This window comes from Actinoplanes oblitus, from assembly GCF_030252345.1.
Classification (GTDB): Bacteria; Actinomycetota; Actinomycetes; order Mycobacteriales; family Micromonosporaceae; genus Actinoplanes; species Actinoplanes oblitus.
This window is the reverse complement of the sequence record NZ_CP126980.1, coordinates 8781670-8802293: the sequence shown is the minus strand read 5'-3', so window position 1 is coordinate 8802293 and position 20624 is coordinate 8781670. Positions and strand designations below refer to the sequence as shown.

The following is a 20624-nucleotide window of genomic DNA, read 5'->3' as shown; positions in this document are numbered from 1 at the left end:
TCCTGACGAACGGCTAGGTTTCGGCGGCGGGGACTCGCGTTTGCCCAGGCTTCCTTCTAATCTCCTTTCGCCATGGGCAGCGCCATGCCGGTGGCGCGGTTTCGCTTCGGCGGAGTGAGAGGCGCGGAGTGAGAGGCCCAGCGAGTTGACGTACGTCGAAACCCGGACCAATGTCTGGGAAGCTCTGGCCGGCCGGGCGCCGGGAGCCCCGGCGGGTCCCGCCGACGCCGGTCTCTGGCACGCCGTCGCCGACCGCCTGAACCCGGCCAGCGCCCGCCCCGAGCTGCGCGGCGGTATCGAGGTCCGGCACCGCACCACGGTCCGTGGCGGGCGGTACGTGATGCTCCGCTCGCCCGAGGACGGCGGCCGCAGCCGCTACCTCCGGCTGGCTCCGGAGGAGTACCAGCTGGCCCTGATGATGGACGGGACCAGCACGGTGGCCCGGCTGGTCGCCGAGTTCGCCCGGATCGCCGGGCGGCTCGCCCCGGACCAGGTCCGCCGGGTGGTCGCCGACCTGGCCGGCAACCGGATGCTGGAGGACCTCCCGCGGGACGCCTTCCGCCCGCTGCGCGAGCTGCACCAGGAACCGCTGCCGAAACGGGCGGGCAGCTCGCTGCTGGCCGCCGTCCGCGGCCGCCGGATCCTCTCGGTGCCGGCCGACGGCCTGCTCACCGGCCTCTACAACGGCGCCGGCAAGCTGCTCTTCACCCGCCCGGCGGTCTGGCTCGGCACACTGCTGGCGCTGGCCGGCGGGGTGCTGTTCCTGTTCACCTGGCAGCGGGGCAGCAGCGCGTTGTTCCTGACGGGTGACTCGTACCTACTCGGCGCGATCGCACTGTTGTTGCTCAACGTGGTCGCCCACGGGCTCTACGAGCTCGGCCACGCGCTGGCCGCCAAACGGGTCGGCCGAGAGGTGCCGTCCGCCGGGCTGATGCTGCACTTCGGCCTGCCGACCGTCTTCGTCGACACCAGCGACGTGTGGATGGCCGGCCGCCGGGCCCGGATCGCGGTCACCGCCGCCGGGCCGGCCACCGGCCTGGCGCTGGCCGGGCTGGCCCAGCTGATCGGCCTGGCCGTACCGATCACCGGCGGCCTCGCCTTCAAACTGGCCTTCCTGTTCTACCTGCACACCTTCTTCAACCTCAGCCCGCTGCTGCCGCTCGACGGGCACTATCTGCTGATGGACTGGCTGGAGATCCCGGACCTGCGGGCCCGCGGCCTGGCCTGGCTGGGCGGGCGGCTGCGCCGGCGCGGCCCGCGCTGGTCGACCCTGGACCGTGAGGGGCGCCTGATCGGGCTCTACGGGGTGCTCGCCCTGTTCTGGGCGGCCGCCGCCGTGGTCCTGGGTTACCGGCTGTGGACCGACCGGGTGCACGGCCTGGTGATCGGCCTCTGGTACGAGGGCGTCGCCGCCCGCCTGCTGCTCGCCGTGATGCTGCTCGGCCTCGCCGCCCCGCCGCTCTACTTCCTGCTCGGCCGGTTCGGCGCCGGCTGGCGGCGCTGGCGCCGGCGGGCCGCCGAGCGCGACCAGGAGAAGGACATGCCCCGCCGGCTGGCCGCGCTCCACGCGTCCGACCTGGGCGGGCTGCCCGAGCCGGCACTGCAGTCGCTGGCCGCCCGGGCCCGCTGGGAGCACCCGCCGACCGGCCGCCAGCTGGTGCTGGCCGCCGAGCACCAGGCCGCCGTCTACGTGGTGGTCGAGGGCGCCCTGCACGGCCGCCGGCCCGGCGACCCGGGCGGCAGCATCCGGCACCACGCCGGCCCGGGCAGCGTGGTCGGCCTGGCCGCCGCGCTCACCGGCCGTACCGCCTCCCTGGACTGGCACGCCGCCGCCGGTGCCACCCTGCTCGCCGTGCCCACCTCGACGGTGGCCACCGTGATCGGCCCGCTGCCCGGCCCGCCGCCGATGGAGCGGGCCGAGGCCGAGGCGCTGTTCGCCGACACCCCGGCGCTGGCCGGCCTGGAGGAGGACCAGCAGCTCGCGCTGATCGCCGCGGCCCACCCGGTCGACCTGGACCCGGGCGCCCCGGTGATGCTGCACGGGCCGACCCACGCGGTGGTGGTCGAGTCCGGTGTGATCGCCATGGCGGACGGCACCGAGTTGCGCCGCGGCACGCTGGTCGGCCCGGTCGGCGACGGTAACCCGGGGATGGTGGCGCAGACCCGTACCCCGGTCCGGCTCTGGATCATCCCGGACGCCTCCGACCTGCCGCCGCTGATCGGTGTCGAGGCCCGGCCGGGCGCGCCGATGCCCAGCGTCCGGCCCGGCGCCCCGCTGGCGGTCCGGCCCGGCGCGGTGCACCCGCCGCTGGCGGTGCCGCCCGGCCCGCCACCGGAGGGTGACGAGGAGTTCGACGTCGACAGGCACTTCGAGAAGCGGATGTGGGTGTTCGTCAGCCTGCTGGTCGTGGTCAGCGTCGCCGGCCTGGCCCTGGATCTGGGCACCGGTCCGGCCTGGGCGGAGATGCCGACCGAGCGGGTGCTGCTCACCGTCGACCGGGGCACCGCGGTGACCAGCGGGGGCGGCGGCGCCGCGGCCACCCTGGACGTCGACGACCAGCGTTACCTGAGCGCCGGCACGCAGGTCGAGGCGCCGGCCAGGAGCCGGGCCCGGCTGACCTTCCCGGGTGGCGGCGCGGTGCTGCTCTGCCCGGGCGCCCGGATCACCCTGAACGCGGCGGCGGTGGCGTCCGGCCGGGAGCCGGCCCCGTCCGGCCGGCTGACCCTGGAGAGCGGGCGGGTGCTCGCCGGCACGGCCGGCACCAGCGGCGCGTTCCAGCCCCTCGGCCTGACCATCGCCCGGGTGCAGGGCGACGTCACCAACACCGGCAAGGCCTGGTACTCCGTCGACCTGGCGTCGATCGCGGTGGCCAACGGCACCGTCACCGCGGGCGGCGTGACCAGCCAGCCCAGCGGTGGCGACCTGAGCTGTGGCGACGGGGTCAAGGTGACCCAGCCGTCGGTCAGCGAGGGCGACGACGCGTCCGAGGCGCCGTTCCCGTCCGCCCCGACCACGCCGGCCACCACCGCGCCGAGCGTGAGCGGCAGCCCGAGCAGCGCGTCGCCGAGCGCCTCGGCGTCGCCGAGCACCAGCGCCACACCGGACCCGGACGAGACCACCAGGCCGAACGGTCAGACCACCCGGACGGCCCGGCCGACCACGCGACCGACCACCACCACCAGGCCGCCGACGCGACCGACGGCGACCTCGACCACGTCGCAACCGACAGCGCCGACGACGACCGGCTCGACGCCGACCGCCACGTCGAGCACGACGTCGCCCGCGCCGGAGCAGACCACCTCGCCGCCGGAGGGGACGACCGGGCCGAGTTGATCCAGGGAGGGGCTCGCATGCTGTGCTGGTTCTGCGCCGAGGAGGCACGCGCCACCTGCCGCTTCTGCGGACGGGGCGTGTGCGCGGAACACGCCCGGTTCGGGCCCTACCTGCTGGAGATCAGCCGGTCGGTGCTGCGGGACCGGGCCGAGGCGCTGGTGGTGGAGGATGCCGTGCAGTGCGGCACCTGCCACCCCAGGCCGCAGCCGGTCGCCATGCCCGAGCTCGACTAGCTAGGGCGTACCGAAAGGCCTCAAAGATTCGCGTACGGTGTCAGCGCGCTGGTCAGCGCCGAGCGCAGCATCGACTTCGGCCGCGCGCCGACGATCGATTGGGTGACCACACCGTCCCGGAAGAACAGCAGGGTCGGCATGGCCAGGACGCGGTAGGTACGTGCCGCGACCGGGTTCTCGTCGGCGTCCAGGGTGCCGATCACGAGTTGCCCGGCGAACTCCGGCGCCAGCTCGGCGAGCAGCCGTGACATCGGGCCGCAGGGCGGGCACCACTGTGCCCAGAAGTCCACCACCACCGGCAGCCGGGCCTGGCGGACCAGCTCGTCGAAGGTGGCGTCGGTGATGGTGATCAGGGCGTCATCCGGCATCGCGTCTCCCGGTGCTCGAGGGCTTGGCTCAGTTGGTCGTGCAGCCGCTCCCGGACGTCGGTGAGCTGGCCGAGGTAGTCGTCCACCTCGGCGATCTTGCGGCGGAGCACCGCCACCGAGTCCGGGCAGACGTGACCGGCGCTGTTGCCGGCCCGCAGGCAGGCGACGAAGGGCCGGATGTCGTCCAGGCCGAACCCGGACGCCAGCAGGGTGCGGATCTCGTGCACCACGCGCAGCTCGCCGTCCTCGTACTGCCGGTAGCCGTTCGCGTCCCGGCTGGCGCGGACCAGGCCGTGCTCCTCGTAGTAGCGCAGCGTCCGCGGACTGGTCCCGGCCAGCTCGGCCAGTTCTCCGATCAGCAGCATGGCGCCGACGGTACGGCTTGACACCGGCGTCAAGGCAAGGCCCGTGGAACGATGGATCACATGGTCGACGGTCCGGTGGCGTTCGTGCTCGGCGGTGGCGGTGTGCTCGGGGCGGTCGAGGTGGGCATGCTCCGCGCGCTGTTCCGGGCCGGGTTCCGGCCGGACGTGGTGGTCGGCACGTCGATCGGCGCGGTCAACGGCGCCCTGGTCGCCGCCGAGCCGGGCGAGGCGGTCACCGACCGGCTGGTCCGGCTCTGGACGTCGCCGGAGGCGGCGGCCGTCTACGGCGACTCGATCGGCAGGCAGATGCGCCGGTTCGCGGCCCGTACCCACCTGCACTCGCCGCTCCCGCTGCGCCGGCTGCTGGAGGGTGAGCTGGGCGAGGACGCCACCTTCGCCGACCTGAAGGTGCCGTTCCACTGCTGTGCGGCAAGCATCGAGCGGGCCGCCGAGCACTGGTTCGACAGTGGGCCGCTGGTCGACGCGGTGCTCGCCTCGTCGGCGGTGCCCGGCCTGCTGCCGCCGACGGAGATCGGCGGGGAGCACTTCGTGGACGGCGGGATCGTCAACTCGATCCCGATCGGTGAGGCGGTCCGGCTCGGCGCGCGACTCGTCTTCGTGCTCCAGGTGGGCCGGGTGGAGCGGCAGCTCAGCGTGCCGCGACGGCCGTGGGAGGTGGCACAGGTGGCGTTCGAGATCGCCCGTCGCCATCGGTTCGCGCGGGAGATGTCCTCGCTGCCCGGCGGCGTCCGGGTGCACGTGCTGCCCAGCGGCGGTGGCGAGAGCCGCGACGACTCGCCCTGGGCCTATCGGGACATGGCGCTGGTCGGCCGCCGGATCAGCCGGGCGTACACCGCCTCCCGGCGCTACCTGGCCGCCAACGTGCATCCGCTGCCGGAGCCGGGCGGCCGTTGATGAGCCTGCCGCCGCCCTGGGTCCGTCGCCTGGTGATCGCCCCGGCCGTCGTGCTGCTCGCCGTGACGTTGCTCACCACCCTGCCGGTCTGGCTGCTCTTCGCGCTGGCGGTCTCCCCACTGGTGCCGGGCCGGCTGCGGGTGCCCCGGCTGGTCTTCCTGCTCATCGTCTATCTGGTCTGGGACGCCGCGGCGCTGCTCACGCTGGCCGTGCTCTGGCTGGCCTCGGGCTGCGGCCGGTGGATCCGCGGCCCGGCCTTCCAGCGCGCGCACTACGTGGTGACCGGCTGGTTCCTGCGTACGCTGTTCTGGTTCGCCCGCTGGTCGCTGCACCTGGCGATCGACGTGGTCGGCACCGACCCGGACACCGCGCAGCCGGGCCGGCCGGAGATCGTGGTGAGCCGGCACGCCGGCCCGGGCGACTCGTTCACCCTGATCCACGCGCTGGTCAACTGGTTCGCCCGGGAGCCGCGGATCGTGCTGAAGGCCGCGCTGCAGTGGGACCCGGCGGTCGACGTGCTGCTCAACCGCCTGCCGAACAGGTTCATCACGCCCGGCCGGACCACCACCGCGACGCTCGAGGAGCAGATCGGCGACCTGGCCACCGGCCTGGACGAGAACGACGCCTTCGTGATCTTCCCGGAGGGCGGTAACTTCACCCCGCACCGCAAGATCAACGCGATCGCCCGGCTGCGCGCCGGCGGCCATGAGGAGATGGCCACCAAGGCGGAGGGCCTGCGCAACCTGCTGCCGCCGAAACCGGGCGGCCTGCTCGCCGCCATCGACGCGGCCCCGGACGCCGGCGTGATCTTCGTGGCGCACACCGGACTGGACCGGATGATCACGGTCGGCGACGTGTGGCGCGAGCTGCCGATGGACAAGCGGCTGGTGATGCGCTTCTGGAGCGTGCCGCCGGAGGAGGTGCCGGCCGACGACCAGGACCGGATCGACTGGCTCTACGCCTGGTGGGCGCGGATCGACACGTGGATCGAGGAGAACCGGCCGGCGCCGCGGCCACTGTGGATCGACCGCGGCGCCGGCTGACTCGATCTGTCGCCTACTTGCCGCCCAGCGCCTGGTAGACGTTGTCCGGCGCCTCGGTGACCTGACCGGCCGGCGGGCGCTCGGCGCTCACCGTCTGGCCGTAATCGCTGTACTTGATCACCAGCGGCTGGGCCTCCCGGTTGTCCACCGCGGGCAGCCGCAGGGTGAGCTGCTCCAGCCGGTCCTGCTGGTCCAGGGTCGCCTCGAACGGGACCTTCTGGGCGTCCGCGCCGTACCCGTCGACGGTGACCTTGCTGATCCCGGCCACGCCGGCCGCCTTGGTCAGGTCGAGCGTCCCGGCGTACGAGTTCTCCCCGCTCTTCGTCACGTCGGTGGTGGCGCGGAGCAGCTCGGCGGTGTTCGCCGGGTCGATCTGGCCGGGCTTGAGCCCGAAGTTCGCGCCGTCCGGCAGCCGGGCCATGTCCAGGTGGGTCCAGGTGGTGCCCTGGGTGACCCCGGGGATCTGCGCGTACAGGTCCTGGCCGGCCAGCAGCGTCCTGACGGTGAGCGCGGTGTTCGCGCCCTTGGCGGTCATCTCCGCGTTCCCGGTGCCGTGCGGCGCGTCCAGGTTCGCGGTCAGCTGGAAGCCGGCGCCGCTCGTCATGGTCATCTTGAAGCTGGTGTTGCCGAGCGCGGTGGCGGCGTCCGACAGCGCCCCCACCGCCGCCGGGTCGGCGCTGGTCGAGGGCACCGCCGACACCGGCGGGGCGCTCGAGGCCGAAGTCGCCGGGGTGTTCTGCGAGGCGCAGCCGACCACCGCGAACGTGGCCGTGGCCGCCGCGAGGCCGAGTCCCGCGAGCCGGGGTGTCCGCATGATCGTCTCTCCTTCTCGTCAACGCTCGTCGATAGCGGGATTTCCCGAACGTGGGAATCGGCAAACGGACACCCGCGGGCAAACCATGGCGGGACGTCCGCCCGGTTGGTCGCGCAGATCATGGCCGGGGCATGATGAGTCGTTGTCATCCGTGCACACAGCACAGGGGAGGACTCGTGAGATTCGAGGTCAGCAAGGTTCTCGACGCCATCGAGGCCCGGCTCACCACGGACCCGGCTCTCGCCCGGGCCGTGGTCGATCTGTCGGAGGTGGTGCGCTATGCCGACCTCGACGGTGGTCGCCCGGCCAGCCTGGTCCGGCTCGGTCTGCTGGTCGACGCCCTCGGCCGTTACGTCGCCGAGGAGAACGTCCCGGTCTACGTGATCGCCCCGCGCGGTCTCCTCTCCGACACCGACCTCACCTCGAACGAGCGGATGGTGGTCCGCCGCTGGGCCGACGACGGCAAGGTCGAGGTGGTCCCGCAGATGGAGGACCGGGTGCTGGAGGTGGCCGAGATGCTCGGCCTGCCGGTGCTCACCCGTGACCGGGAGGACCGGTTCCGTGCCAGCCGCCCGTGGGTGGCCGAGCCCGGCCGGCTGCTCGCCCTGGTCTCGCAGCAGGGCGGCCCCACGCTGGTGGCCCGGGTCGGCCGGGGCGAGGCGGTCCCGCCCACCCCGCGCTCGCCGCTCGGCGAGCGGTTGCTCGCCCGGATCTGGAAGTGCGCGGACTTCAACTGCACCACGTTCGGCACCGGCGGCGACTCGGACAGCCCGTTCGCCGACATGCGCACGTTCACCAGCCCGGTGGCGCAGCCGCCGCCGGCTCTGCGGGCCGGCGTGCCGACCTGCCCGCGGCACGGCGAGCGGCTCAAGGACGCCGGCCCGCGCCCGGCCACCGAGGTGCTCTCGGTGCGCATCGACGGCGTGATCCGGCAGCGCTTCACCGTCTCGGAGGACCAGCCGGTGGTGGTCGGCCGGGCGCCGGAGGGCGGTGGCGGGGTGATGCTCGGCCAGTGGCTCACCCAGGACGCTCGCAAGTGGATCAGCCGGGGCCACGTCCGGTTCGCGCTGCGCGCCGGCGAGATCACCGTGAAGGACATCAGCACCAACGGCACCGGCGTGCGCCCGGGCGGCTCACCCGACGACGACCAGCGAGTCACCCTGCACCGCGACGAGAGCCGGATCCTCGGGCCGGACGACGTCGTCGAGCTGTATGCCGGGGTGCACGTGGGCCGCGCCAAGCTGTGGAACAACGGCGGCGTGATCCAGCCGCAGTCGGTGATGGCCGAGGCCCCGACCATGGCGATTCGTCCCGTCGGCAGGTGACACCGGCCCGCCCGGGCGGCCGGTGATCCGCACCGCTCGGGGCGGGTCGGAGTCCCGCACCGCTCGGCCCGTCCGTGATCCGCACCGCTCGGGCCGCCCTCGATCCCTCCGGCAGCTGAAGATCAATTTCAGAACATTCCTTGACGCGCGTCCGCCGGGGTGCGGACCGCATGCTCCCGCGCGGGCCGGGCGCGGTGATCTGGCCGCTGCGCGTCCAGAGCGATCCCCGCACCCTTCACGGCCCGTGGGTGGTCCCGGAAAAACCGAAGGCGCCGCTGCTGGAACCTTCTTCACGGCCCGTGGGTGGTCCCGGAAACACCGAAGGCGCCGCCGCTGGAACCTTCCAGCAGCGGCGCCTCCGATCTCAGGCGATTCCCGGCCGAACGGCCACCCGCGCGTTTCCACAGTCACGGGTTGTCCACAGCCCACCCGCGGGAGACGGCGGAACTCGGTCAGACTGAGCCAGGGTCAGCCCCCAGGGCGGGTGGGGATTGCCTGGTGGGGCTTCGTTCGGGCTCAGGCGGCCAGGACCGCGGCGAGCTGGGCGATCGCGTGGTCCAGGTCCTCCTCGGTGATCACCAGCGGGGGCGCGAGGCGGATCGTCGAGCCGTGGGTGTCCTTGGCCAGGACGCCACGCTCGGCCAGGCGCTCGCATGCCTGCCGTCCGGTCATCAGTGCCGGGTCGATGTCGACGCCCGCCCACAGGCCGCGGCAGCGTACCGCGACCAGGCCCTTGCCGATCAGCGCCGAGAGGCCCGCCTCCAGGCGCTGCCCGAGCCGGGCCGACCGCTCCTGGAACTCGCCGGTGCGCAGCAGTCCGACGACGGCGTCGCCGACCGCGCAGGCCAGGGCGTTGCCGCCGAAGGTGGAGCCGTGCTCGCCCGGCTTCAGGACGCCGAGCACGTCACGGTTCGCGGCGACAGCGGAGACCGGCACGATGCCGCCGCCGAGTGCCTTGCCGAGCACGTACATGTCCGGGACGACGTTCTCGTGCTCGATCGCGAAGGTCTTGCCGGTGCGGCCCAGGCCGGACTGGATCTCGTCGGCGATCAGCAGCACGTTGTTTGCGGTGCAGGCCTCGCGGACCGCGGTGAAGTACCCGGCCGGCGGGATCAGCACGCCGCCCTCGCCCTGGATCGGCTCGACCAGGACGGCGACCGTGTTCGGCGTGATCGCGGCGGCCAGCGCCGCCGCGTCGCCGTACGGCACCACCACGAAGCCCGGGGTGTACGGCCCGAAGTCGGCCCGCGCCTCCGGGTCGGTGGAGAAGCTGACAATGGTGGTGGTCCGGCCGTGGAAGTTGCCGTCCGCCACGATGATCTCGGCCTGCCCGTCCGGCACGCCCTTGACCTGGTAACCCCACTTACGGGCGACCTTGATGGCGGTCTCCACCGCCTCGGCGCCGGTGTTCATCGGCAGCACCAGGTCCTTGCCGCACAGCTCGGCCAGGCCGCGGCAGAACGCGGCGAACTGGTCGTGCACGAACGCGCGGCTGGTCAGCGTGAGGCGGTCCAGCTGGGCGTGCGCGGCGGCGATCAGGCCGGGGTGCCGGTGCCCGAAGTTCAGCGCCGAGTATCCGGCGAGCATGTCCAGGTAGCGGCGGCCGTCGACGTCGGTGACCCAGGCGCCGTCGGCCTCGGCGACGACGACGGGCAGCGGGTGGTAGTTGTGCGCGGTCCAGCGCTCGGCGTCGGCGAGCGCGGCGGGCGTACGGAATTCCACTGTCGTCACGAGCGCACCTCCAGCGTGCAGCACTTGGGTCCGCCGCCGGCCTTGCGCAGCTCGGAGACGTCGACCCCGATCGGGTGGTAACCGGCCGCGCGCAGCTGCTCGGTCAGGTGCGTGGCCTGCACCGGAAGCACCACGTTACGTCCGTCGCTGACCGCGTTGAGGCCGAGCACCGCGGCGTCCTCCGGAGTGGCGATGATCGCGTCCGGGAAGAGCTGGCGCAGGACGGCCTGCGAGCCCGGCGAGAACGCCGACGGCAGGTACGCGATGTTCCGCTCGTCCAGCACGCAGAGCGCGGTGTCCAGGTGGTAGTACGCCGGATCGACCAGCTGCAGGGTGATCACCGGACGGCGGAGGAACTCCTGCGTCTCGGCGTGCGACGCGTGCGCGGTACGGAACCCGGTCCCGGCCAGCAGCAGCCCGCCGGCGAGCAGGATGTCGCCCTCGCCCTCGTTGTCGTGCTTCGGCATCGTCACGTCGAAGCCGTTCTCCCGGAACCAGGCGGCGTACGCCGGTGCCTCGTCGGCCCGCTCGGCGTCCCGGAACTGCACACCCAGCGCGCGGCCGTCGATGATCGTCCCGCCGTTCGCGGCGAACACCATGTCCGGCAGGCCGGGCAGCGGCTCGATCAGCTCGACGGTGTGCCCCAGCTCGAGGAAGACCCGGCGCAGGTTCTCCCACTGGCTGACGGCGAGCGCGTTGTCGTACGGCGCCGTGGGATCCATCCACGGATTGATCCGGTAGGTGACGGCGAAGTGGGTGGGCCGGCACATCAGGTAGCGCTTGGCGGTCATGCAGGAAACGGTAGGTGCGAGAAGGTTTCGTCCGCGCTGGTTCGACCATGCGTACCGCGCAGGATCGTTGCGTGATCACGAAGCGGCACGGCGATTCGTTGCGCACACGCCGCACGGGCGCCCGGGAGCGGCGTTTTCACGTCACTCCCGGGCGCCCGTGCGGCAGTCCGGCGAACCGCCGGAACCGACCGGCGAACCGCCGGGAAATCTCGGGGCGGGCCGACGAGGGTCGTCCCGGTTCCGAAGGGCTACCGCTCAGCGCATCGCTGCCGGTAAATGTCAGGTACCCGTCAGAAGCGGTTGGCAAACTGTGCGTCAAGCCACTCGCGCAGATCCGACGCCGGCTGGGTGTCGGTGCCCAGCCAGCTCAGCGAGCCGGTCAGGGCCAGCACGCCGAGCGCGATCGCGCCGAGCGCGACCAGCAGGCCGATCAGCGCGTCGGTCTTGCCCGCCACGTGCTGCTTGCGGGTGGCGCTCAGGCCGGCCAGCGAGAGCACCAGGCCGAGCGCGGCGACGCCGATGCCCCAGCCGGCCAGCGGGCCGGAGAGCACCAGCGCGATGCCGGCCACGCTGGCGATCAGGCCGAGCGTGGCGAGCAGGCTGGCGCGCGGACGCCGGGCCGGGGCGGGCTCGGCGGCCGGGGTGGCGGGCCGGCCGACCGGGACCGGCTTGCGCTCCGCCTCGGTCGGCGGGGTGACAGTGCCGGCCCGCGGCGTGTTGAGGTCCCGGGCGGGGTCGGTGGTCCGCGGCCTGGTGACGTCCCGCGGGGTGTCGCCGGTCCGCGGTGTGGTGACGTCCCGCGGGGTGTCACCGGTCCGCGGTGTGGTGATGTCCTGCGTGGTGTCGTCGTCCCGGCGGGGCTGCACCGGAACCCGTGCCGTCTCGGCGGTATCGGTCGTGGCCGCACGCGAGAAGCTGGGAATCCTCACGTCAGCACCTCCTTTGGCGGGGATCTCGGGGGGATGTCGTGCCCCGGTTACATACCCGCCCCGCCGGAAAACGACACGAGGGATGCACAGCGGCTGTGCATCCCTCGGCGTATCGGGGTGTCAGACCAGCGAGGAGACCGCGTTCACGTCGGAGGCCCTGCTGATCACGTGGTCGACCATGCCGTAGTCCTTGGCCTGCTGGGCGGTGAACCAGCGGTCCCGGTCGGAGTCGCGCTCGATCTCCTCCGGGGTGTGCCCGGTGTGGAAGGCGATCCGCTCGTTCATCACCTGCTTGATGTGCAGCATGCTCTCGGCCTGGATGGCGATGTCGGCGGCGGTGCCGCCGATGCCGCCGGAGAGCTGGTGCATCATCACCCGGGCGTGGGGCAGCGCGTACCGCTTGCCGGCGGTGCCGGCGCAGAGCAGGAACTGGCCCATCGAGGCGGCCATGCCCATCGCGATGGTGGCCACGTCGTTCTTGATGTACTGCATGGTGTCGTACACCGCCATCCCGGCGCTGATCGAGCCACCGGGGGAGTTGATGTACAGCGCGATGTCGCGCTCCGGATCCTCCGAGGCCAGCAGCAGCATCTGCGCGCAGATCCGGTTGGTCACCTCGTCGTTGACCTCGCTGCCGAGGAAGATGATCCGCTCGCGGAGCAGACGCTCGAAGACCTGGTCGTCGAAGGACGCGCCGCCGCCGCGCATGGTCGGTTCAACACTCATGGGTCAACCCTTTCGCATCCGCTCTTCTACGTCTCACACCTTCTCTCACAGGGCGTGTCGAAACCCAGCGATTCCCCTCAGGGCGAATCCGCTCACGGCAGAACGACGGGCCGCCCGGGTGGCGCTGATCACGCCCGGCCGGGCGGCGTGGCGGCGGCGGTTACCTTTGGCTCGTGCCGGAGGGACATACCATTCACCGCCTCGCCACCCGCCATCGCGAGCTGTTCGCCGGCCATCCGGTGGCGGTCTCCAGCCCGCAGGGCCGATTCACCAGCGGCGCCGCGCTGCTCGACGGCCGGGTGCTGCGCGACACCGAGGCGTACGGCAAGCATCTGCTGCACCACTACGAGGGCGACCGCACCCTGCACGTGCACCTGGGGCTGTACGGCAAGTTCACCGAGGGCGAGCCGCCGCTGCCCGACCCGGTGGGCCAGGTCCGGATGCGGCTGATCGGTCCCGGCCACTGGCTCGACCTGCGCGGCCCGACCGCCTGCGAGGTGCTCGAGCCGCCGGCGGTGGAGGCGTTGCGGGCCCGGCTCGGCGCCGACCCGTTGCGCGACGACGCCGACCCGGATCTGTCGTACCGGCGGGTGCGCTCCAGTACCAAGCCGCTCTTCGCCCTGCTGCTGGACCAGTCCATCGTGGCCGGCTGCGGTCTGATCTACGCGAACGAGGTGTTGTTCCGGGCCGGGCTGTCGCCGCTCACCCCGGGCACCGCGATCGGCCGGGAGTGCTGGACCGCGCTCTGGGACGACCTGCGCGCCCTGATGAAGGAGGGCGTGGCCCGCGGCCGGATCGACACCGTGCACACCCAGCACACGCCGGAGGCGATGCGCCGGGCGCCGCGTGTCGACAGGCACGGCGGCGAGGTCTACGTCTACCGCCGCACCGCCCAGCCCTGCCTGGTCTGCGGCACCGCGGTGGCCATCGGTCCGCTGGCCGGCCGCAACCTCTACTGGTGCCCGACCTGCCAGCCCGCTAGGGCGTAGCGGCCGGGGTCGCCGAGGCGCTGGCGGCCGGGGTCGGCTCCGCGGCCGGCTCGGTGCTCGCGCCGGCCGACGGCGACGGCGAGGCTGGGGTCGGCGCGGTGCTGGCCGGCGTGACCGGGGTCTCGCCGGTCCCGGACGGGACGCCCAGCTCGAAGTTCTCCACCAGCCAGGGCAGCAGCTCCCGGTAGGCCGCGATGGTGTCCGGCTGGTTGAAGTCGTGGGACAGGATGATCGACCCCGGCGTGGTCTGCTTCCGCACCGTGGCGATCACCCGCTTGACGTGCGCGGCGTCGCTCTCGCCGGGCAGGTGCTCCCAGTCCCGCGGGTCCACCGCCCAGTAGAGCGAGGACATCCCATCGGCGTACGCCACCTTCACCAGCTTGTCGCTGAAGTTGCCGCCCGGCGCCCGGAAGAACGGGATCGCCGCGCCCGGCGCCGCGTCCCGGATCGCCTTGTTGGTCTTCGCCAGGTCGGCCCGGATCTGCGCGGCGTTCTTCTTCCCGATCGTCAGATCGTGGTTGAAGGTGTGGTTGCACAGCGTGTGCCCGGCCGCCACGATCTGCCGGACCAGCTCCGGGTGCCTGCGCGCCTGCGAGCCGACCAGGCAGAACGTCGCCTTTACCTGGTATTTGTCGAGCATCGCCAGGATCTTCGGGGTCTGCTCCGGGTCCGGGCCGTCGTCGAAGCTCAGCGCGACCTGCCGCCCGCCGGTGGTGAGCAGCGACTTGCCCGGTCCGGCACCGGCCGGCACGGCCCGCACCGGGGTGTCCTCGGCCGGACGCCCGGTCACGGTCGCCGCCGGCGTCGGCCTGGCCGAGCCGCCGGTGACCGGCTGCCCCGGCTGCGGCGGCGTGCCGCCGTCGCTCTGCTGCCGCCCACCGGCCTGCGCCGCCTTGTTGCGCTGCGCAGCCGCCTGGGCCGAGGCCGCGGCCTGCGCGGCGGCGGTCAGTGCGCCCGGGTCGCTCGGGCCGGGCTGGGACAGCGGCACCGCGGTGATCAACAGACCCGCCACGACCAGGGTGCCGAGCACTGTCGTCGTCGGCCGGTTCCGCGCGGCCCGCAGCCAGGACTCCAGCGGCAGCGTGCCGGGCGCGCGGTGCGAGCCGACGGCCGGGCGATGCGCGCGGGACCGGCGGGCGCCCGCGTCGGGCTGCGTGCCGGCCTGGGCACGGATGGTGCTCCACGACCCGGTGTCGCCACCCGCACGATGCCGGGCGGACCGGGCCCGGGGCACGGCGGCGGAGTCCACTGCGGAACCGGGGAACGTGCCCTGTTCCGGCCCGGAATCCGGCCGACGGTGCCGCCCACCCGTCGCGGCTGCGTCGCCGGAGCTCGTCAGGTACGGCGAGTTGTACGGCGGCATCCGTCATGCCTACCGTGCAGCAAGATCCAGCGCGATACCAGATCGGTCATCGCGCCGTCACCTATGGTGGTATCGGCTGGTCACCCGCCATATCGACGTGTGCAATATCGGTTGTGATTCATCCCGGATTCTCGTTACGTCACATCTCGCCACGAGTTGTCCGGGCCAGCCAGTCCACCACGCCGGCCACCGGCGTGCCCTTCGCCAGCAGTGCGCGCTGCCGGGCGGCGCCGGTGCCTCGCGACCGCAACCGCTCCAGCAGCTCGGTCACCACCTCCGCGTCACCGTGCCGCTCCAGCTCCGGGCGGACGTAGTCGACCAGCTGCCGCAGCAGCCGCCAGGCCGGCCGGGTCTCCCGGGTGGCCAGGTCCAGGCCGAGCCCCTCCAGGCCGTCCTTCGCCGCCCGCCAGTGGGCCGCGGTCAGCAGCGGGTACGACACCTCGGGCCCCTCGCCACCGGCCCGCACCTCGGCGATCAGCGTCGCGACCAGTGCCCGGGCCAGCGCGGCGAGCAGGATCGCGTCGTCCAGAGTGGGCATCACATCGCCCATCCGGATCTCCACGGTCGGGTAGCGCGCGGACAGCCGGGCGTACCAATAGAGCATGCCCTCGTCGAGCATCGCGCCGCTGGCCTGCAGGTCCGCGATCAGCGTCAGGTAGTGCTCGTGCGACCGGAGGAAGGGGGTCGGCCCGACGGTCGGCCACCGCTCCCACATCATCGAGCGCCAGCTGGCGTAACCGGTGTCCCGGCCACCCACCAGCGGGGAGTTCGCGGTGGCCGCCTGCAGGGTGGGCAGCCACGGCCGGAGCAGGTTGAGCACCCGCACCCCGGTCTCCTCGTCCGGGATGCTCACGTGCACGTGGGTGCCGCAGACCCCCTGGCCGGGGGAGAGGTCACCGAACCGCTCCCGCATCCGGTGGTACCGCGGCTCGTCGACCAGCCGGGTGTTCGGCCCGGCGGCCGGTCCGCAGCCCACCGCGACGAGCCGGGATCCGGCCCGCTCGGCCGCGTCGGCCAGCCCGGTGCGCAGTCTCACCATCGCCTCGCGCAGCCCGGTCAGCTCCAGCTGCGGCGGGCTGGCCACCTCGATCTGGCTGCGCAGGTATTCGTGCTGCACCCCGGAGCGCAAGTCCTCCGGCACCTCGGCGAGCACCGCCTCGACCGTCTCGACGCCGCGCGGCTCGACCGCGTCGACCAGTAGGTATTCCTCCTCGATCCCGAGCGTGAGCAGATCGCGCTGCTCGGCGCGCGCGGCGAGTTCCGGGGAGATCGTCGTGGTGCCCTCGGCAGCGGCTGTCATGGGTGCGGGCTTACCCGCCCGCTCTCGCCGGAAAACCGGTAGTGGCGACGGCGAGCTAGGCTGGGCGCCATGCTGCTTCTCGGGTTGTGGGCACTGGCGGGTTCCGCCCTGCTCGAGCCCGGCCTCAGCAGCGGCCCGCGCCTGGTGCTGGCGCTCGCCCTGGTCACCGCGGCCCTGCTGGTCGTAGCCGCGGTCGCCCTCCCGGTGCTGATCCGCGGACTGATTCCCGGCATGCGGGCGTTCACCCGCCGCTTCCGCGAGTCGGCCCCGCGCCTGCTGGACCCGGACGCCGCCGGTCGCCCCCGCCCCAGAGCACCGACCGCGCGCCCCGCGGCGGCGTAACAGCGCTCCACCCCGCGATCGTCGATCGCGCCCGCCATCACCTTCCTGGTGAGCGCTTCGCCGCCGGTTCGTCGTCCCTAACGCTACGAACCCTTGGGGTACGCCCATGTCCGTCACCGGTCCCTTCCACGCCGTCGTCGACGCCGCCCACACCGCCATCACCGCTCTCGCCGCCGGCCTCGAGCCGGTGGGCGGCCTGGCCCCGGCACTCGCCATCGTGCTGTTCACCCTGCTCGTCCGCGCCTGCCTGACCCCGCTCACCTACCTGCAGATCCGCACCGAACGCCGCCGCGCGGCCCTGGCCCCGGAGATGGCGAGGCTCCGGACGAAGCACCGGGATCCGATGGAGCTGGCCACCGCGACCCTCGCGTTGCAGCGCGAGCACGGCATCGGCCCGTTCGCCGGCCTGCTGCCCGCGCTGGCCCAGGCCCCGTTCTTCATGGTCATGTACCGGGTCGCCTTGAACCCGCCGGCCGGCGCGATCGCCGGGGTGCCGCTCACCGCGCACCTCTCCGCGGGCGTGCCGGTCTTCGCCGCCCTGCTCGCCCTGTCCGCCGCGATCGCCTGGTGGACCTCCCGCCGCGCGGCCGTCCTGGCCGCGTCCACCCCCTCGGCCCTGTCCGCCGCGTCCGGTTCGGCGGACATGCGGCAGGCGGCCGCTCTCACCGCCACGATGGTGAAGTACCTGCCCTGGCTGAGCGTCCTGGCCGTCGCCTGGCTCCCGCTGGCCGGCGCCCTCTACCTGGTCACCTCCTCCGCCTGGTCCGCCGCCGAACAGACCGTCCGCCGCCGCCTGGTCCCCGCCCCGCAACCGGCCCTCGCCTGAGACACCGCGCCCCCGTCCCCTTCCGAGCCGGCCCAGCGCCCCCACAAGCCCCGGAAACCTGACCGGCTTACTGGTTTTGATCTGACGGGTCGCGACCACCCACGGACGTCGCCCTTGCGGGCTTCGCGTTCTGGGCGCGCCAGCGCCCGCGAAGCCCGGAAGGGTCCCTGGCGGGAGCGACGATCGGTGATCAGCGCGGATCCGAGTCAGCCATCTTTTGATCTTGAATTGACCTCGATGCCGAACCCGGCGAGGCAACGTAGGGCATCGATATTGACAAGTTGTGGAAACAAGCGTGCAATCTTTCTGAGAGCGCTCTCACGTCTACCCACCCCCAGGAAAGGCGTGTCCCCATGGCCCCACGAAGGCTCCCCATCGCTCCACGGCTCTCCATCGCTCCACGGCTCTCCATCGCTCCGCGGCGGCTTCTCGCGCTGGGCGCGGCTCTACTGGCGGTCGTTGCGTCGGTAACCGTCGTGACGCAGGCCCAAGCGGCCGTCCCCGCCCCGCCGGCCGGCCTGTCGCTGGTCTTCGGTGACGACTTCACCGGCGCGGCCGGCACCGGCCTGAACAGGTCGAACTGGCTCTACGACATCGGCACCAGCTACCCCGGCGGCGCCGCCAACTGGGGCACCGGCGAGGTCGAGACGATGACCGACTCCACCGCCAACGTCTACCAGGACGGCGGCGGCAACCTGGTGATCAAGCCGATCCGGGACTCGTCCGGGCGGTGGACCTCGGGCCGGGTGGAGACGCAGCGCACCGACTTCGCCGCGCCGGCCGGTGGCCGGGTGCGGATCGAGGCCCGGCTGCAGCAGCCGAACGTGAGCGGCGCGGCGGCCGCGGGCTACTGGCCGGCGTTCTGGGCGCTCGGTGACGCGGCCCGTCCGGTCGGCGCGACGAACTGGCCCGGCATCGGCGAGTGGGACATCATGGAGGACATCAACGGGCGGTCCTCGCTCTTCGCCACGCTGCACTGCGGCACCAACCCGGGCGGCGTCTGCAACGAGACGACCGGCCTGTCCAGCGGCGAGCGCGCCTGTTCCGGCTGCCAGACCGGATTCCACACGTACGCGGTGGAGCTCGACCGCGGCACGTCCCCGGAGCAGCTGCGGTGGTACCTGGACGGCGCCAACTACTTCACCCTGAACTCGTCCCAGGTGGACGCGACGACCTGGAACAACGCCACCCACCACGGGATGTTCGTGATCCTCAACGTGGCGATGGGCGGCGGGTTCCCGGCGGCCTTCGGCGGCGGCCCGACCGCTGCCACCCAGTCCGGGGTGCCGATGCTCGTCGACTACGTGGCGGTCTACCGGTCCTCGGGCGGGACGACGCCGACCACGCCGGCCACGCCGACGACGCCGCCTCCCGGGAACAGCCGGGACGCCTTCTCGGTCATCCAGGCCGAGTCGTTCGACGCCGCCGGGGGTGTGCAGGTGGAGACGTGCTCCGAGGGCGGGCAGGACGTCGGGTTCCTCGCCAACGGTGACTGGCTGCAGTTCACCGGCGTGAACTTCGGAACCGGCGGGGTGCGGGACTTCGTGGCCCGGGTCGCCTCCGGCGCCGGCGGCGGGGTCAGCGGGCTGGTCGAGGTACGCCTGGACAGCCGGAGCAACGCCCCGATCGGCAGTTTCGCGGTGGGCAACACCGGCGGCTGGCAGGCCTGGACGTCGATACCGGGCAACGTGTCGAACGTGTCCGGCACGCACACGGTGTATCTGACCTTCACCAGCGGCCAGCCGGCCGACTTCGTCAACGTGAACTGGTTCCAGTTCCGCCGGTAATCATTTTTATCGATCGGCCGTGTCCGCTGACCTGCGGGCACGGCCGATCGTCGCGCTGTCGTCACGGATCGAGTTTTAAAGATGTTTAAGGTTCCCCACCCCTTTACATTTACTGTTAACAGTCCTAAAGATTGACGTATCTCACCGGAGGCGCAGGGAAGGACAGCGATGAAGCGCTCCCGATCGGTACTTCTCGCGACGGTCACCGCGGTGGCCGCCGCCGGCACAGCGACGTGGTTCGCGGGCGACGCGTCCGCCGCCGCGGCCTGTGCCGGGGCGTGGCGTGAGTCCGCGACCTACGTCAAGGACAACGTGGCCTCGCAGAACGGCCACAACTACACGGCGAAGTGGTGGACCCAGAACGAGTCGCCGGCCACCCACAGTGGGCAGTGGGACGTCTGGGCGGACAACGGGACGTGCGGCGGCGGCACCACGCCGACCTCGTCCCCGACCAGCTCGCCCGCGACGACGCCGCCGACCACGCAGCCGACGACGACGCCGCCCACGACGACGCCCACCACCCAGCCGACCGGTACCGGGAACCTTCCGGCGCACTTCCTCACCGGGTACTGGCAGAACTTCGACAACGGCGCCACCCCGCTCAAGCTGGCCGCCGTCCCGGCCGCCTACGACCTGATCGCCGTCGCCTTCGCGGACGCCACGGCGACCCCCGGCGCCGTCTCCTTCACCCTCGACCCGGGCCTGGCCACGGCTGTCGGCGGATACACCGACGCGCAGTTCAAGGCGGACATCGCCACCCTGCACTCGCGCGGGAAGAAGGTCGTCATCTCGGTCGGCGGCGAGAAGGGCTCGGTCGCCGTGGCCAGTGCCGACGCCGCTGCCAACTTCGCCAACTCGGTCTACTCGCTGATCCAGAACTACGGCTTCGACGGCGTGGACATCGACCTGGAGAACGGGCTGAACGCCACCTACATGGCGAGCGCGCTGCGCAGCCTGCGGGCCAAGGCCGGGGCCGGCCTGATCATCACGATGGCGCCGCAGACGATCGACATGCAGAGCACCGGGTCGTCGTACTTCGCGCTGGCACTGTCGATCAAGGACATCCTGACCGTCGTCCACACCCAGTTCTACAACTCCGGCGCGATGCTCGGCTGCGACCAGATGAACGCGTACAGCCAGGGCACCGAGAACTTCTTGACCGCGCTGGCCTGCATCCAGACCCAGGGCGGCCTCCGGCCGGACCAGGTCTCGCTCGGCCTGCCGGCCAGCACCAAGGCCGCCGGCGGCGGTTACGTCGCCCCGTCGGTGGTCAACGCCGCCCTGGACTGCCTGGCCCGCGGCACCAACTGTGGCACGTTCAAGCCGCCGGCCACCTACCCGGGCATCCGCGGCGCGATGACCTGGTCGATCAACTGGGACGTCGCCAACGGCGGCGGCTGGGCCAGCACCATCGACCCGCACCTCGCCACCCTTCCCTGATCC

At 72.6% G+C, this 20624-nt stretch carries 19 protein-coding genes; 10 read left to right on the top strand and 9 right to left on the bottom strand.

Going from position 1 to position 20624, the window contains the following annotated elements; all coding sequences use genetic code 11:
* Nucleotides 1-145: 145 nt before the first annotated feature.
* Both Actob_RS39035 and Actob_RS39030 read left to right on the top strand, forming a co-directional pair.
* Complete coding sequence (locus Actob_RS39035) at nt 146-3334, top strand: cyclic nucleotide-binding protein (protein WP_284916997.1); 3189 nt, start codon at nt 146-148, stop codon at nt 3332-3334.
* Between the two features lie 17 nt (nt 3335-3351).
* A complete protein-coding gene (locus tag Actob_RS39030) occupies nt 3352-3567 on the top strand; it encodes a hypothetical protein (RefSeq protein WP_284916996.1) in 216 nt (71 codons plus the stop codon).
* Between the two features lie 20 nt (nt 3568-3587).
* Here the strand turns inward: Actob_RS39030 and Actob_RS39025 are convergent, their stop codons facing one another.
* Both Actob_RS39025 and Actob_RS39020 read right to left on the bottom strand, forming a co-directional pair.
* Entirely contained in the window at nt 3588-3935 is a 348-nt protein-coding gene (locus tag Actob_RS39025; protein WP_284916995.1) for a thioredoxin family protein, read from the bottom strand.
* Nucleotides 3917-4300 (bottom strand): MerR family transcriptional regulator, encoded by a 384-nt coding sequence (locus tag Actob_RS39020; RefSeq protein ID WP_284916994.1) that lies wholly within the window; start codon nt 4298-4300, stop codon nt 3917-3919. The genes Actob_RS39025 and Actob_RS39020 overlap by 19 nt, the downstream gene beginning before the upstream one ends.
* Before the next feature lie 60 nt (nt 4301-4360).
* Here Actob_RS39020 and Actob_RS39015 point away from each other — a divergent pair, with 60 nt between their 5' ends.
* Together Actob_RS39015 and Actob_RS39010 are read left to right on the top strand one after the other, a co-directional pair.
* Nucleotides 4361-5215 carry a patatin-like phospholipase family protein gene (locus Actob_RS39015; protein ID WP_284916993.1) on the top strand — a complete coding sequence of 285 codons (855 nt, stop codon included), beginning with the start codon at nt 4361-4363 and terminating at the stop codon, nt 5213-5215.
* Nucleotides 5215-6258 (top strand): 1-acyl-sn-glycerol-3-phosphate acyltransferase, encoded by a 1044-nt coding sequence (locus Actob_RS39010; RefSeq protein ID WP_284916992.1) that lies wholly within the window; start codon nt 5215-5217, stop codon nt 6256-6258. The genes Actob_RS39015 and Actob_RS39010 overlap by 1 nt, the downstream gene beginning before the upstream one ends.
* 13 nt (nt 6259-6271) lie before the next feature.
* Here Actob_RS39010 and Actob_RS39005 read toward each other — a convergent pair whose 3' ends face one another.
* Nucleotides 6272-7072 (bottom strand): hypothetical protein, encoded by an 801-nt coding sequence (locus tag Actob_RS39005; protein ID WP_284916991.1) that lies wholly within the window; start codon nt 7070-7072, stop codon nt 6272-6274.
* 176 nt (nt 7073-7248) lie between these two features.
* Between Actob_RS39005 and Actob_RS39000 the strand changes: the two genes are divergently transcribed.
* Nucleotides 7249-8397 (top strand): FHA domain-containing protein, encoded by a 1149-nt coding sequence (locus tag Actob_RS39000; protein ID WP_284916990.1) that lies wholly within the window; start codon nt 7249-7251, stop codon nt 8395-8397.
* A 516-nt stretch (nt 8398-8913) separates the two neighbouring features.
* Here Actob_RS39000 and rocD read toward each other — a convergent pair.
* From rocD to Actob_RS38980, 4 genes are all read right to left on the bottom strand, one after another.
* Nucleotides 8914-10128, bottom strand: coding sequence for an ornithine--oxo-acid transaminase (gene rocD, locus Actob_RS38995; RefSeq protein WP_284916989.1), 1215 nt, complete (start codon nt 10126-10128; stop codon nt 8914-8916).
* The gene (gene ddaH, locus Actob_RS38990) at nt 10125-10919 is read right to left on the bottom strand and encodes a dimethylargininase (RefSeq protein ID WP_284916988.1); all 795 of its coding nucleotides are present in this window, start codon (nt 10917-10919) and stop codon (nt 10125-10127) included. The genes rocD and ddaH overlap by 4 nt, the downstream gene beginning before the upstream one ends.
* A gap of 290 nt (nt 10920-11209) precedes the next feature.
* Complete coding sequence (locus tag Actob_RS38985) at nt 11210-11848, bottom strand: hypothetical protein (RefSeq protein WP_284916987.1); 639 nt, start codon at nt 11846-11848, stop codon at nt 11210-11212.
* A gap of 120 nt (nt 11849-11968) precedes the next feature.
* On the bottom strand, nt 11969-12574 hold the full coding sequence (locus Actob_RS38980) for an ATP-dependent Clp protease proteolytic subunit (protein WP_284916986.1): 606 nt from the start codon (nt 12572-12574) through the stop codon (nt 11969-11971).
* A 173-nt stretch (nt 12575-12747) separates the two neighbouring features.
* Here Actob_RS38980 and Actob_RS38975 point away from each other — a divergent pair, with 173 nt between their 5' ends.
* A complete protein-coding gene (locus Actob_RS38975; protein WP_284916985.1) occupies nt 12748-13563 on the top strand; it encodes an Fpg/Nei family DNA glycosylase in 816 nt (271 codons plus the stop codon).
* Here Actob_RS38975 and Actob_RS38970 read toward each other — a convergent pair.
* Entirely contained in the window at nt 13553-14812 is a 1260-nt protein-coding gene (locus Actob_RS38970) for a polysaccharide deacetylase family protein (RefSeq protein WP_284916984.1), read from the bottom strand. The two genes, Actob_RS38975 and Actob_RS38970, sit on opposite strands and share 11 nt — an antisense overlap.
* Nucleotides 14813-15065: 253 nt before the next feature.
* Nucleotides 15066-16226, bottom strand: a complete 1161-nt coding sequence (locus tag Actob_RS38965) for a carboxylate-amine ligase (protein WP_284916983.1) — start codon at nt 16224-16226, stop codon at nt 15066-15068.
* 69 nt (nt 16227-16295) lie between these two features.
* Between Actob_RS38965 and Actob_RS38960 the strand changes: the two genes are divergently transcribed.
* The 4 genes from Actob_RS38960 (at nt 16296) to Actob_RS38945 (ending at nt 20621) form a co-directional block, all read left to right on the top strand.
* On the top strand, nt 16296-16568 hold the full coding sequence (locus Actob_RS38960) for a DUF6412 domain-containing protein (protein WP_284916982.1): 273 nt from the start codon (nt 16296-16298) through the stop codon (nt 16566-16568).
* A 106-nt stretch (nt 16569-16674) separates the two neighbouring features.
* Nucleotides 16675-17394, top strand: a complete 720-nt coding sequence (locus Actob_RS38955) for a YidC/Oxa1 family membrane protein insertase (RefSeq protein WP_284916981.1) — start codon at nt 16675-16677, stop codon at nt 17392-17394.
* A gap of 353 nt (nt 17395-17747) precedes the next feature.
* Nucleotides 17748-19181 (top strand): carbohydrate-binding protein, encoded by a 1434-nt coding sequence (locus Actob_RS38950; protein ID WP_407653492.1) that lies wholly within the window; start codon nt 17748-17750, stop codon nt 19179-19181.
* A 168-nt stretch (nt 19182-19349) separates the two neighbouring features.
* A complete protein-coding gene (locus Actob_RS38945) occupies nt 19350-20621 on the top strand; it encodes a chitinase (RefSeq protein WP_284916979.1) in 1272 nt (423 codons plus the stop codon).
* Nucleotides 20622-20624: the final 3 nt, after the last annotated feature.

Bases quoted from the DNA above. Each gene is read 5' to 3' on its own strand.
- Actob_RS39015 (WP_284916993.1), top strand. From the start codon at position 4,361: ATGGTCGACGGTCCGGTGGCGTTCGTGCTCGGCGGTGGCGGTGTGCTC.
- Actob_RS39025 (WP_284916995.1), bottom strand. From the start codon at position 3,935: ATGCCGGATGACGCCCTGATCACCATCACCGACGCCACCTTCGACGAG.
- Actob_RS38955 (WP_284916981.1), top strand. From the start codon at position 16,675: ATGTCCGTCACCGGTCCCTTCCACGCCGTCGTCGACGCCGCCCACACC.
- Actob_RS39005 (WP_284916991.1), bottom strand. From the start codon at position 7,072: ATGCGGACACCCCGGCTCGCGGGACTCGGCCTCGCGGCGGCCACGGCC.
- Actob_RS39030 (WP_284916996.1), top strand. From the start codon at position 3,352: ATGCTGTGCTGGTTCTGCGCCGAGGAGGCACGCGCCACCTGCCGCTTC.
- Actob_RS38960 (WP_284916982.1), top strand. From the start codon at position 16,296: ATGCTGCTTCTCGGGTTGTGGGCACTGGCGGGTTCCGCCCTGCTCGAG.
- Actob_RS38945 (WP_284916979.1), top strand. From the start codon at position 19,350: ATGAAGCGCTCCCGATCGGTACTTCTCGCGACGGTCACCGCGGTGGCC.
- ddaH (WP_284916988.1), bottom strand. From the start codon at position 10,919: ATGACCGCCAAGCGCTACCTGATGTGCCGGCCCACCCACTTCGCCGTC.
- Actob_RS38965 (WP_284916983.1), bottom strand. From the start codon at position 16,226: ATGACAGCCGCTGCCGAGGGCACCACGACGATCTCCCCGGAACTCGCC.
- Actob_RS38980 (WP_284916986.1), bottom strand. From the start codon at position 12,574: ATGAGTGTTGAACCGACCATGCGCGGCGGCGGCGCGTCCTTCGACGAC.
- Actob_RS38950 (WP_407653492.1), top strand. From the start codon at position 17,748: ATGGCCCCACGAAGGCTCCCCATCGCTCCACGGCTCTCCATCGCTCCA.
- Actob_RS39020 (WP_284916994.1), bottom strand. From the start codon at position 4,300: ATGCTGCTGATCGGAGAACTGGCCGAGCTGGCCGGGACCAGTCCGCGG.
- Actob_RS39010 (WP_284916992.1), top strand. From the start codon at position 5,215: ATGAGCCTGCCGCCGCCCTGGGTCCGTCGCCTGGTGATCGCCCCGGCC.